This window comes from Bacillus sp. F9_6S_D1_P_5, from assembly GCF_054823925.1.
Window position 1 is genome coordinate 80,417 of sequence record NZ_JBTREW010000020.1, and the last position, 17,595, is coordinate 98,011.

General features: G+C 35.3%; 18 protein-coding genes. 2 read left to right on the top strand and 16 right to left on the bottom strand.

Annotated elements, in window-relative coordinates; genetic code table 11:
- Positions 1-21: 21 nt before the first annotated feature.
- From ACUXEY_RS21780 to inhA1, 11 genes are all read right to left on the bottom strand, one after another.
- On the bottom strand, positions 22-627 hold the full coding sequence (locus ACUXEY_RS21780; protein WP_429598798.1) for a DUF1648 domain-containing protein: 606 nt from the start codon (positions 625-627) through the stop codon (positions 22-24).
- A gap of 91 nt (positions 628-718) precedes the next feature.
- Positions 719-1,642 (bottom strand): RluA family pseudouridine synthase, encoded by a 924-nt coding sequence (locus tag ACUXEY_RS21785; protein WP_429598795.1) that lies wholly within the window; start codon positions 1,640-1,642, stop codon positions 719-721.
- A 98-nt stretch (positions 1,643-1,740) separates the two neighbouring features.
- Positions 1,741-2,157 (bottom strand): hypothetical protein, encoded by a 417-nt coding sequence (locus tag ACUXEY_RS21790; RefSeq protein ID WP_048526774.1) that lies wholly within the window; start codon positions 2,155-2,157, stop codon positions 1,741-1,743.
- A gap of 101 nt (positions 2,158-2,258) precedes the next feature.
- Positions 2,259-4,451 carry an MMPL family transporter gene (locus tag ACUXEY_RS21795; RefSeq protein ID WP_461301578.1) on the bottom strand — a complete coding sequence of 731 codons (2,193 nt, stop codon included), beginning with the start codon at positions 4,449-4,451 and terminating at the stop codon, positions 2,259-2,261.
- Between the two features lie 109 nt (positions 4,452-4,560).
- Positions 4,561-5,208 carry a phosphatase PAP2 family protein gene (locus ACUXEY_RS21800; protein WP_429598789.1) on the bottom strand — a complete coding sequence of 216 codons (648 nt, stop codon included), beginning with the start codon at positions 5,206-5,208 and terminating at the stop codon, positions 4,561-4,563.
- Positions 5,209-5,267: 59 nt separating this feature from the next.
- Positions 5,268-6,317 (bottom strand): spermidine/putrescine ABC transporter substrate-binding protein PotD, encoded by a 1,050-nt coding sequence (potD, locus tag ACUXEY_RS21805; RefSeq protein WP_144613668.1) that lies wholly within the window; start codon positions 6,315-6,317, stop codon positions 5,268-5,270.
- Between the two features lie 38 nt (positions 6,318-6,355).
- On the bottom strand, positions 6,356-7,156 hold the full coding sequence (potC, locus tag ACUXEY_RS21810) for a spermidine/putrescine ABC transporter permease PotC (RefSeq protein ID WP_000714198.1): 801 nt from the start codon (positions 7,154-7,156) through the stop codon (positions 6,356-6,358).
- 6 nt (positions 7,157-7,162) lie between these two features.
- Positions 7,163-8,011 (bottom strand): spermidine/putrescine ABC transporter permease PotB, encoded by an 849-nt coding sequence (potB, locus tag ACUXEY_RS21815; protein WP_000715494.1) that lies wholly within the window; start codon positions 8,009-8,011, stop codon positions 7,163-7,165.
- Entirely contained in the window at positions 8,008-8,991 is a 984-nt protein-coding gene (gene potA / locus ACUXEY_RS21820; protein ID WP_000720319.1) for a spermidine/putrescine ABC transporter ATP-binding protein PotA, read from the bottom strand. Before potA ends, potB begins: the two co-directional genes overlap by 4 nt.
- Positions 8,992-9,229: 238 nt before the next feature.
- Positions 9,230-10,597 carry an aldehyde dehydrogenase gene (locus ACUXEY_RS21825; RefSeq protein WP_429598782.1) on the bottom strand — a complete coding sequence of 456 codons (1,368 nt, stop codon included), beginning with the start codon at positions 10,595-10,597 and terminating at the stop codon, positions 9,230-9,232.
- A gap of 171 nt (positions 10,598-10,768) precedes the next feature.
- On the bottom strand, positions 10,769-13,159 hold the full coding sequence (gene inhA1 / locus ACUXEY_RS21830; protein WP_429598779.1) for a M6 family metalloprotease immune inhibitor InhA1: 2,391 nt from the start codon (positions 13,157-13,159) through the stop codon (positions 10,769-10,771).
- Between the two features lie 342 nt (positions 13,160-13,501).
- Between inhA1 and ACUXEY_RS21835 the strand changes: the two genes are divergently transcribed.
- Together ACUXEY_RS21835 and ACUXEY_RS21840 are read left to right on the top strand one after the other, a co-directional pair.
- Positions 13,502-13,636 (top strand): anti-repressor SinI family protein, encoded by a 135-nt coding sequence (locus ACUXEY_RS21835; protein ID WP_000276219.1) that lies wholly within the window; start codon positions 13,502-13,504, stop codon positions 13,634-13,636.
- A gap of 79 nt (positions 13,637-13,715) precedes the next feature.
- The gene (locus tag ACUXEY_RS21840; protein WP_000578877.1) at positions 13,716-14,039 is read left to right on the top strand and encodes a helix-turn-helix domain-containing protein; all 324 of its coding nucleotides are present in this window, start codon (positions 13,716-13,718) and stop codon (positions 14,037-14,039) included.
- Between the two features lie 77 nt (positions 14,040-14,116).
- Here ACUXEY_RS21840 and calY read toward each other — a convergent pair whose 3' ends face one another.
- The 5 genes from calY to ACUXEY_RS21865 all read right to left on the bottom strand — a co-directional run bounded on the left by calY (position 14,117) and on the right by ACUXEY_RS21865 (position 17,591).
- Positions 14,117-14,710, bottom strand: a complete 594-nt coding sequence (gene calY, locus ACUXEY_RS21845; protein ID WP_166704893.1) for a biofilm matrix protein CalY — start codon at positions 14,708-14,710, stop codon at positions 14,117-14,119.
- Positions 14,711-15,129: 419 nt separating this feature from the next.
- On the bottom strand, positions 15,130-15,918 hold the full coding sequence (locus ACUXEY_RS21850; RefSeq protein ID WP_461301579.1) for a DUF4047 domain-containing protein: 789 nt from the start codon (positions 15,916-15,918) through the stop codon (positions 15,130-15,132).
- A gap of 148 nt (positions 15,919-16,066) precedes the next feature.
- A complete protein-coding gene (locus tag ACUXEY_RS21855) occupies positions 16,067-16,654 on the bottom strand; it encodes a CalY family protein (RefSeq protein WP_166704895.1) in 588 nt (195 codons plus the stop codon).
- 62 nt (positions 16,655-16,716) lie between these two features.
- Positions 16,717-17,286 (bottom strand): signal peptidase I SipW, encoded by a 570-nt coding sequence (gene sipW / locus ACUXEY_RS21860; protein WP_166704896.1) that lies wholly within the window; start codon positions 17,284-17,286, stop codon positions 16,717-16,719.
- A 209-nt stretch (positions 17,287-17,495) separates the two neighbouring features.
- Positions 17,496-17,591 carry an IS3 family transposase gene (locus tag ACUXEY_RS21865; protein ID WP_461301580.1) on the bottom strand — a complete coding sequence of 32 codons (96 nt, stop codon included), beginning with the start codon at positions 17,589-17,591 and terminating at the stop codon, positions 17,496-17,498.
- Positions 17,592-17,595 lie beyond the last annotated feature (4 nt).

The following is a 17,595-nucleotide window of genomic DNA, read 5'->3' on the forward strand; positions in this document are numbered from 1 at the left end:
CATAATGAGAAGACTCTTTTTTTACGTTTCATAACTTTCTATTATGTATGAGTACAATATGTAGAACATAAACAAAATAGAGCCACAACTTATTACAGTAAGTAACACATAAAATCCCCATTTCAAGTTCAAAAACAATGAGAACAATATACTACATGCCATTACTTGAAAAATCCGCCTGCTCACTAAACGAATTTTTTGTAATTGAATTGGGTCTTTTTCCGTACTCTTAACTTCTTTAAACCCTTTACTAAGCATAAAAAGAAACATACTAATCCCAATTGTTAATCCTGTCTGAAAGGATATCACACTTCCAAAATTAATATAGAGAATGAGCATATGGATAAACAACATAAATAAAGTAATCGTCTTTAGAAATCCACTTATAATGATATGCTCACCTTCATTCAACTTATATATATTATGTGAAATAATATACACGCATCCATGTAAAAAAGTAATAAGACAAGGAATAAATGCTATAACAACTTGTTTACTCATAAACTCGTTCGGTCCACCATTTTCATTCCAATGTACTGCCATACGATTTGGTAAATATGGATAGAGACATAGAGTAACTAAAAGACAAGCGAAAAATATTCCTAGTATATATTTATATTTGACCAAGTAATTCTCACCTCTCTTTTCTCTTAACGGCTTCGCTTCTTTTAGAGAAATCCCTGCAAAAATTTACTTTTCTCAAATTTAAACTTACATTTTACGCATTCATTCTTTGAAATTCTTTCATTGTATTATTTAATTTTATAGGAAATGGTACATCCACTTCAATCTCTTCTTTCGTAATTGGATGTAAGAAGTTTATTTTCATCGCATGTAATGCTTGCCCGGACATATATTGCGTTTGCCCACCATATAATACATCCCCGACTAATGGATTACCATTGTAGCTCATATGAACACGAATTTGATGTGTTCTACCTGTTTCTAATTGTAACGTTACGAGCGTAGCATTTTGTTTTTTAAAGTACTTCTCTACTTTATAATATGTGATTGCTTGGTCTCCCTTTGGAGAAACACGTCGTCTCGTCGCATGATGGCGATCTCTTCCAATCGCCGCGTCAATTGTTCCTTGTTTCTTTTTCACTTTTCCTTCCACAAGCGCCGCATATGTTCTTTTAATTTTTCGTTCCATTAATAAACGATCCATAATTGCACCCGCAATTCTATGCTTAGCAAACACGACACCGCCTGTCGTATCTTTATCTAACCGATGAATATGACGAACCTTCGTCTCTAAACCTTGCATTTGAAAATGAAAAGCAACAAGGTTTGCAAGTGTTCCCGTCCCGCCTTTTTCAGCAGGATGCGTATCCATCTTCTCAGGCTTATTTACAATAAGTACGTGATCATCTTCATACACTACATGTAATTCACCATACTCAGGCTCTACATCGTATGCTTCCTCTATAAACATATGCACTTGTAACTTATCGCCCTCTTTTAAAAGTTCATTCCATCTTCTCTGTTCCCCGTTAACGGTAACACCTTTTTCCATACGAAGCTGATGTAACAACTTTTTCGGTATTTCCCATTCTATTTTTAATAATGACTCAATGCTTATACCATTCCATTTCGCTGGAATAGTAATTTCGCACCATTCACCCTTCTTCTTCGTTTCCATACTGCATCACCTTATTTCTATTGATTCTCTCATTGTAACGGAAAATACAATTTGATGCACCGTCAAAAATAGAGGACAGTATTCTAATAGACTGCCCCTCACGCTCTACGCTTTTTCATTTCCTGTAATACTTCTTCCGCTTTTTGTTCATACGATAAATCTTTAAAGAAATCCGCCAACCTTTTATAATCATTATACGTATCTAATAAGTCATCCATCTTTTCTACTTTCATAACTTGTTGCTTTTGCTTCATTTTTACCGGATAACGATAGCCCGATACCTCTTGTATTTTGTAATACTCATCCTCTACTTGAATAACCTTTACAAGTTCCTCTTCTTCCGCATCCATCGTATACCCATCAAAATCTCTAAGCAATTCATAAATAATATGAGTCCATTCATCTTTTGGATAAAACCCTTTTTCTAACCGATAACCGACAATGCGATACATATGCCCATCGTTTTCTGCAAACTGTACTGTATCATTTAGCTTAAACTTAAAATAACGAAACATTGCCTTCACCTACTTATATGTAATGTTCTTATCACATACTATTTGCAAAATGTAGGTCTTGCTATTCATAAAAAAATACTCATCTATGGGATGAGTATTTTTTACGATGATTTTTCTCTTTTCTTTCGAAATGGTAACCACCAATTCCAGTCTCCAAACAATTTCATTAAACTTGGTACAAGCATAAGACGAATAATTGTTGCATCAAGAAATATCGCTAATGCAACGCCAAGCCCCATTTGCCGTACTGGTAAAATATCAGTAAAGGCGAACGCACCAGTTACAACAATCATAATTAGTGCAGCGGATGTAATGATTCTACTTGTTGACACAAGTCCTTCTAACGTCGCTTGATCGTTATCTCCTGTTTCTTCATATAACTCATGAATACGTGAAATAAGAAAGACTTCATAATCCATGCTAAGCCCAAATACGAGGCCGAAAATGAAGATTGGTAAGACAAATAGAACCGGACTTGCTTCTAAACCAAAATGCCCACCTTCAAATAACCAAACAACAATTCCAATTGTTGCGCTTAAACTAAGTATATTCATAATAATTGCCTTAATTGGAATGAGGATAGATCGGAATGCAAATAATAATATAACAAAGGTCGATCCAAATATAACAGACATACCAATTGCAACTTTATCTTTAATTTCATCTTCTAACTCTTGTTGGAACGTCGTCATTCCGCCTAAATAATACGTAACATCTGTTTCTTTATAATTTTGTTTAAAATCACGAACCCATTGTTTAGCAGTTTCAGTACGTGGTTTTGTTTCTAGAAAGATTTCTATCGTCGTCTTATTCCCTTTCGTATATACTTCAAATACAGGAGCTAGTTTCGCAGCTTCTGGCGACACTAATATTCCAGCAACTTGATCTGCTTTCATACCTGTTAATCCGTCGTATAAACTTCTTACTTCATGCACTTTCTTATCGTCTTTTAACTTTTGAACGACTTCTTCTACCTTTTGTAAACTTTCTTTTTCTTTCATATCTTTTTTCGTCTCTACCACTAACGTAACATCAGCATGTGTTTTTGCCGTTTCATTAAATGCCTCTTCGTACTTCTCATATGCAATTCTTGTATCACTTTGTTTAGGTAAAGCTTCCACGTCAGGGAACTGCAAATTAGCTGTACGTAACGGTAATAAGCAAATCACAATAAATGTTGTAACAACAATAATCATCGCAATTGGATGTTTCATTACAAATTGTGCAAATGTACGCCACGCTTTTGCCGGCGTATGTGCTACTTGATTCTTTTTTAATATCCGTTTCCCAATTAATGACAATAGCGCTGGAAGGAGTGTGAGTGAAAATAAAATACTCATAATCACTACAATCATTCCGCTAATTGCGACTGACTGAATATAATCAATTTTAAAGAAGAACAAACCGGATAATCCAACAAATACACATAATCCTGAAAATACGATTGCACGCCCTGCTGTCTGATATGTAATTGCTATCGCTTCTTTTACCGTTCGCTTTGCAACTTCCTCTCGAAAGCGATTTACAAATAATAGCGCAAAATCAATAGATAATGCAAGTCCGATCATCGGTGCAACATTTAACACAAAGATAGATAGTTCCTTATCACTACCTATAAAGTATAATATGCCCATCGTACTAATAACACTAAATGCCCCATTTACAATTGGTAAAATAGATGCCAAAAGGCTACCAAATGAAAATAGTAATACGAGAAATGCAATTGGTAACCCAATCATCTCTGCTACTTTCAAATCATTTTGCGTTCTTTCATTAATCTCTTGATTAATTTTTGGAAATCCTGTCGGCGTTACTTTTAACGCTGCATTACTTTCCTTTTCGATTTTATCAGCAAATTGTAACGTCTTTTCCATTCGTTCCTTATTTGTTTTCCCGGAAAATAAAATTGTCGCATAGCCGATATCATCTTGTAACATTTCTTTATTTTGCACTGGGTGATGGAAAGATTCATAAGTCTCTTTCTCTTGTACATTCTTTACAATTCCCTCTACTTGCTTTTGAAATTCCTCATGTGAAACACCTTTATTTTTTTCAAAAACGAGTAAAAGTGTATCTTGAGACCTCTTAAAATCTTTATCTAAAATTTCTTTCGTTTTTTGATAGTCCCCTTCTGTTTGGAAACCGTCACCACCTAATACTCCTGGTAGCTTTGGAGCGAAAATACCGAGCCCTATCGCTAGCAATAGTAATGCTACAATTACCGTATAACGAAACTGATACAAAAAAGCGCCTAACTTCCCCCACTTATCTACTTTATGTACATTTGTTTTCACACATTTTCACCTACTTTAAATAATTCAATTGTCATTTATACTGTATCACATCTTCGTACAAACAAAAAACGTCTGGAAACACTATAATGATAGTTTTTCCAGACGTTTTTTATCTCTCTTTATTAAGTCCCAATCTCTCGGTGAGTAAACGATGGCAATAAATCGCTATAATTAGCAAAATACCACCTACGCAATAACCAGCTAAAATATCAGTTGGATAGTGTACATTTAAAATAACTCTACTTAATCCAATCGATACAATGACTATTCCCATCAAAATCGTTATAACATATTTCCCTGTTACACTCTCCAAATTAGCAGCAATAATATAAGCAAGAAACCCGAATGTCATAATAGATAACATTGCATGCCCACTAGGGAAACTATACCCAAGTGCATCCAACGCTTCATTTAACGACGGACGCTCCCTTCTCGCAATTTCTTTTATCCCTTTATTTACAAGATGTGTTACTAAAATACCAACTGGATATACGATCATCGCACCATAATAACGTTTTCTCCAAAAAACAAGTAAACTTATAACGAGCGTAGTTACAATCCCAATAGCAGACCCTAATTTTGTATAGTGTGAGAAAAATGTAAGCGAACGTTCTGCTTGTAATCCTTTTACTAATCCTCGGATGTATGTATCCATCGCTGTGACACCACCCGCATGTACGCGCCAAGCAACAATGCCAAATACAGCAAGTAATAAAACGATACATACTACCTCATATTGATGTAACTTCTTTTTCAAACGATTTCCTCCTACTATGAAAAAATGCGATTTCTACTTTAGAAACCGCATTTTCTTACTTATTTACCTTTTGTTTTTAGCTCTGTCCAATAACGATCATAATCTTTTAACTTATCGTCTACATCAACAAGCCATTCTGTACGATCTAATTCTTCTTTCGTTAAGAAAATCATATGGTTATCACGATATTCTTTACTATGAAGAGGATGAGCTTTTTCATTTGGATTACTGTATCCAATTGACTCGTAGTTTTTCACACTTACTTTCTCATCTAGTAAGTAGTTCATAAACTTCTCTGCAAGCTCTTTGTTTTTCGCACCTTTTGGAATTGCTAACGTGTCAGCCCAAATTGTGCCGCCTTCTTTTGGTACAACGTACTCTACATCTTTATTATCTTTAGCGATAAATGCTGCATCTCCAGACCAAACTGTTCCGATCCAAGCATCTTCTGTAATGAATTTTTGTTTAATATTATCTGTATCAAATGCTAATAAGTTTGGAAGCAGCTTCTTTAAATCATCTGCTGCTGTCTTTAACTGCGCATCTTCTTTCGTGCTGTTTGAGAAACCATGCTTCTTAAGACCCATACCTAATACTTCACGAGAATCATTTAATAAAGTTACATGCCCTTTATATTTCTCATTCCATAAGTCAGCCCAGCTTGTAGGAGCTTCTTTCACATACTTTTTATTGTATGCAATCCCTGTTACACCCCAAGTGTATACTAAAGAATATTTATTCTCTGGATCAAACGCAGGTGTTTTGAAATTAGAAACCATATTTTCGATATTCGGGATATTCTTTTTGTCTAACGGCGCTAATAAATCCATTTTTGCCATTGTTTTAACCATGTAATCTGATGGCTGAATTAAATCATACTTCGCACCACCAGCTTGTAATTTCGCAAGCATTTCTTCATTACTTGCGTACTTATCATAGTTAATTTTTACGTTATATTTCTTTTCAAAATCTCTTAGCACTTGCTCATCAAAATTGTCAGCCCAGCTATAAATGTTTAACTCTTCTTTCTTTTCACCACAACCAGCAAGTACACCAGCAACAAGACTAAAGCTAATTGCTGCGCCGGCTAATCTTTTCATTAATTTCATCGGTTTATTACCCCCTCTTACTTTCTATATCGTTCGTATTATAAAGGAAGGTGTCCTCCAGAGTTTTCTTCACCATCTGCACCTTTGTTACGGAAGATTTCAGATAGAACCATTAATCCTACGATAGCTACAATTAAAATTGTAGAAAGTGCATTAATTTCTGGTGATACTCCGCGCTTAACCATACTGTAAATGTATAATGGCAATGTTGTTGATCCTGGTCCTGATACGAAGAAACTAATTACAAAATCATCAATTGATAATGTGAATGTTAATAATGCGGCTGAAATAACTCCTGGTGCAATTGCCGGGAACGTTACAAAGCGAAACGTTTGCCAAGGCGTAGCTCCTAAATCATTCGCAGCCTCTTCTAAATCACGTCCCATGCCAGAAAGACGTGCTGCTAAAATAACGACAACAAATGAAATACTAAATGTAATGTGCGCAATAATAATTGTTGTTTTACCAAGTTCCATACCTAATTGACTGAATAAAATAAGTAAAGATAATCCCATTAAAATATCAGGAATTAAAATTGGTAAATACACAAGACCGTTAATGGCCCCTTCATAACGATATTTATAACGATGTAATGCAATCGCGAAAATCACACCAAGAACAGTCGTTACAATCGTCGTTACAATCGCAATCGTCATACTATTTACAAATGCATCAATAACATCTTGTTTTTGAAATAAATCTGTATACCAATGGAATGTGAATCCTTCCCATTCTGCATTAATGCGCGAATCATTGAAGGAATATACCATTAAAACCATCATTGGAAAATACAAGAACAATAAAATTAACCAAGAATAAGAAACTAAAAACTTCTTCATCTTTGCCTATTCCCCTCCGTTCCCATCATATTTATATACTTTCGTTGCACGATAATATAAGTAAATTAACAGAACAGAGAATAGAACAACAATCATAGATAACGCAGATCCAAACGGCCAGTCACGCGCTCCTAAGAATTGATTTTGAATTACGTTTCCAATTAATGCTACTTTCGATCCACCCATAACGTCAGATACAACAAACATTCCGATAGAAGAAACAAACACTAAAATAGAACCAGTAGCAATTCCTGACATCGTCATCGGTACTGTAACATTCCAAAATGCCTTTACTGGTGTTGCTCCTAAATCATAAGCTGCTTCTAGCTTACGCTTATCAAGCTGCTCAATTGCTGCATACACTGGTAAAATCATAAATGGTAATAAAGAATATACCATTCCGAGTATTACAGAAGGTGTATTATATAGTAAATTTAAAGGTTCACTAATAATACCTAGTTTCAATAGCAATGTGTTTACTAGACCTTGTGAACGTAAAATAACAATCCATGCGTATGAACGAACAAGGAAGTTAATCCAAAACGGGATCGTTGCCAATAATAAAAGAATGGAACGATATTTACGATCAACAATTGTAATTGTATACGCAAACGGATAACCAATTAGTAAACATATTACTGTTGTAATAACTGCAATCTTAACAGTTTCCCATAACGTCCCCATATATAATGGATCAAATACACGCGCTATGTTTTCTAATGTAAATTGCATTTCCACTGTCCCATATGCTCCGCGCTGCATGAAAGCAAATGCCAATACAAACAGAAGGGGAATTAGGAAGAAGATTAACAGCCACGCGACTGTCGGTAGTGCGAGTAATTTCCCTTTTTTCAATTTAAGGTCACCTCGTCCTCTTGCTCCCAGCCTACGTATACATTATCTCCAATGCTCCACTGCGCTGCTTCTTCAGCAGTTTGATATGCCATTAGTAATTCTGATGTTTTCTCATCACGTACATAAAGCTTTTCCATATTTCCAACAAACTCAATGTCTTCAATATGTCCAAGATGGTATTCTTTTAAAATCGGTTCTTCAACCGAACGCACTTTTACGTTTTCAGGGCGAATTGCTACATAGCCTTCCCCGTTTTTCACAATATTATTTTCACCGATAAACGTCGCAACGAACAACGTTTTCGGCTTATTATAAATTTCTTTTGGCGTTCCGATTTGTTCAATATGTCCTTTATTCATAACTACGATACGATCACTCATGCTCATCGCCTCTTCTTGATCGTGCGTTACGTATATGAATGTAATTCCTAAATTACGTTGTAAGTTTTTCAATTCACGTTGCAAATCTTTTCTTAACTTAAAGTCTAACGCCCCAAGTGGCTCATCTAGTAATAGTACACGCGGATTATTTACAATTGCTCTCGCAATTGCTACACGCTGCTGTTGTCCACCAGAAAGCTTTGCAGGTTTACGATTACGGAACTCAAGTAACTGCGTTAAACGCATTGCCTCTTCAGCACGCTCTTTTTGCTCTGCTGCCGGTACTTTCTGCATTTTCATACCGAAACAAATATTTTTCTCCACATTCATATGTGGGAATAGCGCATAATGTTGGAACACTAGGTTCATATGACGCTTATATGGTGGCAAATCGTTAATCTTTTCATCATCTAATAAAAGATTCCCTTTAGTTGGAGTTTCAAATCCTGCGATCATACGAAGTAATGTCGTTTTCCCGCAACCACTCGGCCCTAAAATTGTTAAAAATTCCCCTTCTTTAATATCTAAAGAAAGCGGTGGGATAATCACTTGATTTCCAAAATGTTTTTCTACTGCTTCAACTTTAATAATCTTTTTCATTTTCCCGTCCTATCTACCTTAAATTTAAATTTTTATATTCATGAATAAATATTTATGTTCTATAGACTATTTTTTGTTTCGATCCAAACAAAAATGGTTATTTAGCAAGCGTTCACTTCTATTCTTTATGTAGTATGTTTGATTCATTTTCGCATGATACATAATGTCGAACAGAAAAACCCCTTCCATTACGAAGGGGCTATTATCATACGGCTACGCCTACTGATAAACACCATCATCATTTTAACAACTTTCGTATGAATTTTAAAGCACTTTTTGTAGAAGAATAACGAATTTTCATATCGAATGCCGTAGATTGGGCTAAAATGCTTTTATAATGTGAAAAAGTCCGAAAACTTTCTTCCCCATGATAACTCCCTAATCCACTACTTCCGACGCCCCCAAAAGGTAAATATGGCGTTGCAAGATGATAGACAACATCATTAATACAACCTCCGCCATATGAAATATTACTCGTCACCTTCTTTTGTACTTCTTTATCTTCAGAAAATACATATAACGCTAATGGCTTTGGATGTTGCTGAATTGTATCAATTACATCTTCTATGTTGTCGTATTCTACAATTGGTAAAATCGGACCAAAAATTTCATCTTCCATAACAGCATCTTTCCATGTAATATTCGTTACTACTGTCGGCTCAATGTGTAATGTATCTTTCTTATAATTCCCGCCAATTACGACTTGACCATCTTGTAAAAATCGACATAATCGTTCAAAATGACGTTCACTTACAATGCGTACGTAATTGTCATTTTGCAACGGTTCTTTCCCATACTGTTCCGCAATTTCGTCTCGTAACGCCTCGATTAGCTGTTCTTTCACTGACGTATGCACGTACATATAATCAGGCGCTACACACGTTTGGCCTGCATTTAAAAACTTCCCCCACACAATCCGTCTTGCTGTTATGTCTATTTTTGCATCTTTATGTACAATACATGGGCTTTTTCCGCCAAGTTCTAACGTAAGCGGCGTCAACTGTTTCGCAGCTGCCTCCATGACAACTTTCCCAACGCCCACACTACCTGTAAAGAAAATATAATCAAATGGTTCCTTTAGCAAAGCTCTACTCTCTTCTACACCGCCTTCTACTACCGCTACAAGCTCTTCTTGGAATAGTTCACCTAACATTCTCGTTAGCACTTTAGAAATGTTTGGCGTTAACTCTGACGGCTTTAAAACGATTGTATTTCCAGCTGCCAACGCTCCTACAAGTGGTGCAATTGCTAATTGAAACGGATAGTTCCACGGTGCAATAATAAGTGTCACACCGTACGGTTCTGGCACTACTTTCCCCTTTGATCCAAAGTGAGTAAGTGCTGTTCGAACTCGCTTCGGTTTACTCCACGATGAAATGTGCTTCAATTGAAAGGAAATTTCTTTTAATACATATCCAACTTCCGTTGTAAACGACTCATGAACTGACTTATTTAAATCTAATTTCAATGCCTGAAATATTTCCTCTTCAAAACGCTGAATGCCTTCATAAAGCTTCTTCAAATTATTCTTTCTCACTTCTATACTTCTCGTATGGCCATTATAAAAGTATGCTTTTTGTTTATTTACAATAGAAGAAACACTCATCCATTCACCTTCTCCCACTATTTTTATCCAATTCTTTCATTATTTATATAGACTTTATATGTAACTAATTTTCATCCGTAAAGTTACATTATATATAATTTCTTGTTGTATATAAAATTCATTGCTCACAAAAAAACTACCGAAAGAAAATCTCTCGGTAGTTTTACAGTATTAACGATATAAACGAACAGCACCTGCAGAATTATCGTCAGCTTGTCCTACTACTTCAAACTTCAAACCAAGCTTCGGTAAAATACGTCCTGCATCTGGAATTTGTTGATTAATATACGTTTTCGAATCATCAAACTTCGGTACACCCGCTAAGCCATCATACGTATACGTTCCGCGCGTTGGAGATACGACTTTCCAAGCTGGTGTTTTATCAAATGAAAACGCCGCATCAGCGATTTGGAATCGTGTACTACTTTCAACTGTTGGTTTACCATTTAAAGTTCCTACAATTGCTTCTGGGTGAGAATCAACTACCCCAAGGAAACCGTGTCCTGGATGTACACCTACCCAGTTATCTGTGTAAGCTGAATCCGCATACCATACAACCATACCAGTGTTATATACTGGACCGCGTGCAAATTTAAACGCGTTATCTGAACCAGCATAGTTTCTCCACTCTACATAGTAGTTATGTTTTTTCTTCTCAGTTCCGTTAGATACAGCGAATCCATCTAATTTGAACTGCGGTGTACCTTCTGCATCATCAGAAAATACTACTTTACCATCTACTGTTAATGAAGCGTTATCAAGTAGGAAACCATTTAACGCTAAACCACCATCAGTAATGTAATCAAATGTTAATTTCACTTTCTTACCTTTGAATTGGCTTAAATCATATGATTTGTCAATCCATTTTCCATTTGTCGAATCTGCATTTCCACTATTAGCTTTCTCACCAAGTCTTTCAATTAACGTTTGTTGACCATCTTCTGTTACAGCGTGTACTTCAAGGAAGTCATACTCTGCTTCAATTTCATATAATGATTTGAAATCAAATTTCGCAGTCGTTGCATTCGTTAAATCGAAAAGTGGTGTTTCCATCTTCGTATGAAGATCATCACCTTTTGTGCTGTAGTAATACTGTTTTCCGAATGCCGGATCAATTGTTTTTATATCTTTATCTGGTAAGTTAACACGAATCATACCTGGACGGTTAGATTTCGTAACACTTTGGTCTAAATATGTTGCTAGACCGATACCTTTATTTAATTTCTCGTAATCTACTTCTACGATATTTGCCCAATTACCACCGATTGTTTTTTGGAAAAACTCTTTATTTTGTGGTGAGAAACTTGTTGGCGTTGTTCCAGCGATTTTTCCAGCCCAGCTACCGCCACTCATAACAGACCAAGCTTGAATTGGCTCACCAGCGCCGCTATATTGCGTATCATACTCATCTGGAAGACCTAAATCATGGCCATATTCATGTGCGAATACACCAACTGCGCCATCTTCCGGTTCAATTGTGTAGTCGAATGCTGCCATCTTTCCGCCCCAATATGGAACTTTCGCTTGCGTGCCTTCAATTGCGAATGGTTTTGGTCCAACTGTCCAGCGATGTGACCAAATTGCATCGTCACCTAATTTACCACCGCCAGCTTCTTGTCCAACACCCGCATGAATAATCATTAAGTGGTCAATTAAACCATCCGGTTGATTTTTATTTCCATCACCATTTACATCATATTGGTCAAATTGATCAAACTCTGATAGATCAAGGCCGCTATCTACAGCTGCTTTTAATGCATCTTTTACTAAATCACGTGGTCCTTTTGGTCCTTTATTATCATGACCACCGCCTGCAGCATCTGCACCGTAATCAGCAGCTTTACCAGGAACTGTTAACCATTTTGTAACTGTTCCATCTACAGTGTAACTACCACCAGATTGCTCTTCATAATATTGTTTAAACGTTTCGATTTTACTTCCATCATCTAATGTGAATGGCTCATCACCGAATAACATTTTTTCATAATGTTCTTTATTAAAGTCTTCCGAATACATATAACCAGGCTCTTTATCAATATTATTATGTTTAAAGTCAGCGTACTCTACAAGTAAAACGAGTACTTTATCTTTACGCACATCACCATTATACGCTTTTTGCTTTGCTGGAGATGTTGGTACTTTACCATTTAGACCACCTTTAACTGGCCCTGTCGCTGCAGGTGTTCCTGTTGCAGGTTTATCTAACTTTTCTTTCGTATCTGCTTTCGCATCTTTCACTTTCTTTAAAAAGTCAGATGCATCTTTCGTAAGTGGGTCCCCATTTGTTACTTCTTTCCCAGGATTTTCACCCTTTTTGTTCTCTACATATTTTTCGACAGCTTTCTTTGTTTCTTTCTCTGAAGCCTTCGAATCAATTACCCCACGTTTTTTTAGCGCATCTGCTAAACGTTCTTCTGGAATTAAATGATCATCAACCGGGCTCGTAGCTGTTTTATTCTCAGGCGTTTCAGCGTATGCAGATTGAGTACCAACTCCGAATGAAAGGCCTAATACAGCAGTCAAAGCGATTGATGACAAAACTTTGAACGGTTTCTTGTTCATCCCTTATTTCCTCCCCTAATAAATAATATGTATTACAAATTGAATTTTATTAAAAATTCAATATTTTTTCAATATTTAGTCATATTATGTAATGTTTTTAATATATTTGTAAAAATTCCATAGTTAGCATACGAATATATCACAATTCAACAATGTTTTCTGAAAATATTGAAAATATTTGTCAGAAACTTTATAATCGCCATAGAGGGAGTTTAATGGGGATTTTATCTTTGTTTCATCTACACAATATCTGATAATTCGATGTATAAAACACAAAATTCGATTTCATTATCATGTATTTTGTAGCAGCAGTTATGACCGATAATTAGGGAGGAATTATACTTGTACAAAGATAAGACAGACGCACTGGATCAAGAATGGATTGATTTAATACTTGAAGCTCTAGATGCTGGTATCGCCATGCAAGACATCGAGCAATTTTTCCAACGTATGAAGCCATCAAGTCAGGCTCAATAGGTTTGTTCTTTTTAACGAAGTTTATGTTATAATAATGACATCATAAGACAACTACATATTGATAGAAAGGTGCGCAAATATGATTGGAGAACGTATAAAACGCCTTCGTTTACAAAAAGGAATTTCATTAACTGAACTTGCCGAAAAAGCTGGCGTTGCTAAATCTTACATTAGTTCTATAGAACGAAATTTACAAAAGAACCCTTCCATTCAGTTTCTTGAAAAGATCGCAGCAGTTCTACAAATTCCAGTTGATACTTTACTTCATGATGAAACAACAAAGGAAGCTAACCTAGACTCCGAATGGACACAGCTCGTCAAAGATGCAATGAACTCTGGTGTCTCCAAAGAACAATTTCGTGAATTTCTTGAATTTACAAAATGGAAGCAAGATCAAAAATAATAAATAGAAAGAAGTGCTTACAACCAGCACTTCTTTTTTCTTTATAAAAAAGCGGGGAATCCCCGCTTTTGGATTTATTATCTTTCTTCGCCATCTGCTTGATGAGCGTTGAATGTCCATTCTAAGTTTAATGCATCACCTTGGAATTTATTTTGATCTTCTTGATTATCTGTGAATTCAAATTGTACCCATAAATAGTCCTCTGTACCAGCATCTAAGCCACCGTTTTCTCCCCACTCAGGAGCAAAGATTGCTTTAGCTAAAACATCTGGCTTTTCATTTTGTAACTTAGCTAATGTTGTTTCATATACAGGCTCACTTTGTTTATCCCAATTCCAAATGAATTTCACCTTAATATGTTCACCAAAGTCTACACCAGCATTGTCACCTTGTGCATCTGTCACAGTATACTTTGTTGCTAATTGAACATCTTTAATTGCTATCGTACCACTATTCTTTAATAAGAACTCTTTCTTTACAGAATCCCCTGGTTTTAAATCTTTAATATCTACAAGCGTTTTAGGGTCTAATGTAAGATCTAATGTCCCAGCTGCAAATGTATTATTTGATACTTCTTTATCGCTAAAGTATGCAAATGTTCCTCCACCAATTAAAGATAACCCCAGTGCTGCTGATGCAACTCCCATACCTAATTTCTTTTTCAGACTCACAATCAATTCCCCCTAGCTGTTTTTTATATTTTCACCCCTATAATTTTTCAATAAGGGACATAAAGAAAACTATATTAGCTTCGCTAACGTTCGTTCTCTTTTAAAAACCTTAAGTTCATTATAACGAACAACACTATATAAATACAACATTTTTTTATTAGTATTTTCAGTTATTTTTATTTCTCAATGTCATTTTGAATTTTCGAAAAAATGTTGAGAAATAAAGAAAAGCGTCAATTAATTTTCCCTATCTATACTAACTATTATTCTTCACGGTCATGCTACCAACTAGTTTTCTCATATCTGCTATGTATTGACATGTTTTATTAAAATAAAAAAGACACGCTGAATAGGTGAGTCGCAATGCTCTCACCTATTCGGCTTTAGAACCTCTATTCGCTCTGAAATGTTGCTGTATTTTACTTGCTATCTTTAGTTTTCTGTTCTTCTTGTTTCTTCTGTTCTTCTTGTTTCTTCTTCTCTTCCAGCTTTTTCGCTTCTTCTTGCTTCTTCTCTTCTAGTTTTTTCGTCTCTTCTTGCTTCTTCTCTTCTAGCTTTCTCGCTTCCTCTTGCTTCTTCTCTTCTAGCTTTTTCGCTTCCTCTTGTTTCTTGCTCTCTTCTAGTTTTTTCGCTTCCTCTTGTTTCTTACTCTCTTCTAGTTTTGCTGTTTCATCTACTAGTAACTTCTCAAAATCTTGAATTTGTTTATCAATCACTTGTAAATTAATTTCTTTGTCAACATACTCACAGTTTTCTTTCACTATATGATAACCAGCATTCACATACGAGAATACTTGCTTATTCGATTCATTTTTATTTCCTTTTAACTGTTCTTGTACTTGGTTAAAAGGACCTTCTATTGATACGTATACTTTTTGTAACAATTCTCTCTCAGCAACTATTTTCTCCCGCCCTTGCTTCCACGTAACAAGCGTCTGTTCTAACTCTTGAGTGGAAGTAACAGTTACTTTTAATTTCATTCCTTCATACTCATGCAAAATAACTTCCTTATGTTTCTTAGCTTGTTCTTTTAATTGATCAACTGTTTTTGGAAAAATACTTGCTGTAGAAATTGTAGCCGCTACTTTCGTTTCATGAATGAAAGCTGCTTCTGTGTAAGTCATCATTTGAGAGCCTAAATAAAAAGTAATAGAACATAAACATGGCAATATAAGCATCTTTTTGAATTTACGAGGTGGCTTCAGCATTTTAATCTCTCCTATCGAACAACTTGTTCTTTATCAAGAACTATACCTTTATTATAATAAAGTGAATTATAAAATGATATAAGAAATTATCTTTCTTTTAACAGAAAAGGAGACTATCATTTTTGATAGTCTCTTTTTCCTGTCATTATTATTTTGCTTCAGCGTCGCCTTGTTGTGCGTCAAACGTCCAAGTTAATTGTAGCTTATCACCCTGGAATTCATTTTGATTTTTTTTATTATCAACGAACTCAAATTTCACTTTGAATTTATCAGATTTACCTGCAGAAATACCTTTTTCATCCCAGAACCAAGCAGCTAAATCATTATCTACTGCTGTAAGTGTATCACCCTTCAATTTATCTAATGTAGTTTGTTTCACAATTGTCTCATGCTTATCTACATTTTTTAAAAATGTTACTTTAATATGTTTACCAAAATCATCTTTATTATCTTTCTTCGTATCTTCTACACTATAGTCTGTTTTTAATAAAACTTTTTTAATATCTAATGTACCTTTATTTTCTAATTTAAATTCTTTTTCAACTGTATCACCAGGTTTTAAATTCGATACATTAACAACTGTTGATGGATTTAATGCTAAATCAAGCGTACCAGCCGCGAATGTATTGTTTGATACTTCTTTATCACTAAAGAATGCAAATGTTCCTCCGCCAACTAATGCCGCTCCCAATACAGCTGACGCGATACCCATCCCTAATTTTTTCTTTAAAGTCATGTCCATATCCCCTTGATTTATATATTTGCCAACTTCCTAAACGGAAAGTATAACCAAATGAACTAGACGGATTGTTCTACTTTTTTCTCTTTCTTTTCCCCGTCAATGCTACGAATCGCACTAAAAATAGTAATAGCGGAATATCCTAGTAAAAAGACTCCTGGAATAATAAGAAGTAAAGCAGCTCCAGCTTTTGAATTCGCATAATTTAATGCATACCCTGCATAAGGAACTGTAATATCCGCATATTTTCCAATTACATTCTCCGCAAGTACTGGTTCTAAATCAGCACCGTTGTTGTTATCCCCTTTTGTTTCATACATTACTTTTCCATTTGTATCTTTCACACCGATAATACGGTGAGTGATAATTTTTTCATCTTTCTCTTTAAAGGTAATAACATCACCTTTTTGATATTTAGAACCATCTTTCGTCGGCTCTATCGCAATGATTGATCCTGTTAAAAATGTCGGTTCCATCGATCCTGATAACACTGATTTAAATTGATATCCCATCACTGTTGGATCTCCGCCACTCGCTTTTGAAGAAATAACTACAAAAGCTAAGCAAATCATCAATGCAAATAAAACAAATGAGATAACGTTGCTAATCACCTTCCAAATTAATTTCATCGTTTCTCTCCCTCTCCGTTGTTTTATATTATTTGAAGTATGCAATATTCGCCTTAGTTCTTTAACAAGAACACAAGTAAATAATATAACGAACATAGCGTAAATGCAATAAGAAAATTTACAATTATTAGTTATTTTAAATATAAAAAAAAGACTGTGCCAAAGTCTCTTCTGGTCTTATCCCTGTCAAGTAGACAGTATTAAAAAGACTAAACAGCCATCGAGATTCGATATTCTATCGGAGCTCGATGGTTGAGTCGTTTTTGGAAACGTTTATAGTTATAAAAGTAAATATATTCTTCAATTGCT

Coding starts and splice junctions, on each gene's coding strand:
- inhA1 (WP_429598779.1), bottom strand. CDS start 13,159: ATGAACAAGAAACCGTTCAAAGTTTTGTCATCAATCGCTTTGACTGCT.
- ACUXEY_RS21825 (WP_429598782.1), bottom strand. CDS start 10,597: ATGAGTGTTTCTTCTATTGTAAATAAACAAAAAGCATACTTTTATAAT.
- ACUXEY_RS21785 (WP_429598795.1), bottom strand. CDS start 1,642: ATGGAAACGAAGAAGAAGGGTGAATGGTGCGAAATTACTATTCCAGCG.
- ACUXEY_RS21855 (WP_166704895.1), bottom strand. CDS start 16,654: ATGACTTTAAAGAAAAAATTAGGGATGGGTATCGCGTCAGCTGTATTG.
- sipW (WP_166704896.1), bottom strand. CDS start 17,286: ATGAAATTAATTTGGAAGGTGATTAGCAACGTTATCTCATTTGTTTTA.
- ACUXEY_RS21840 (WP_000578877.1), top strand. CDS start 13,716: ATGATTGGAGAACGTATAAAACGCCTTCGTTTACAAAAAGGAATTTCA.
- ACUXEY_RS21850 (WP_461301579.1), bottom strand. CDS start 15,918: ATGCTGAAGCCACCTCGTAAATTCAAAAAGATGCTTATATTGCCATGT.
- potC (WP_000714198.1), bottom strand. CDS start 7,156: ATGAAGAAGTTTTTAGTTTCTTATTCTTGGTTAATTTTATTGTTCTTG.
- potD (WP_144613668.1), bottom strand. CDS start 6,317: ATGAAATTAATGAAAAGATTAGCCGGCGCAGCAATTAGCTTTAGTCTT.
- potA (WP_000720319.1), bottom strand. CDS start 8,991: ATGAAAAAGATTATTAAAGTTGAAGCAGTAGAAAAACATTTTGGAAAT.
- ACUXEY_RS21790 (WP_048526774.1), bottom strand. CDS start 2,157: ATGTTTCGTTATTTTAAGTTTAAGCTAAATGATACAGTACAGTTTGCA.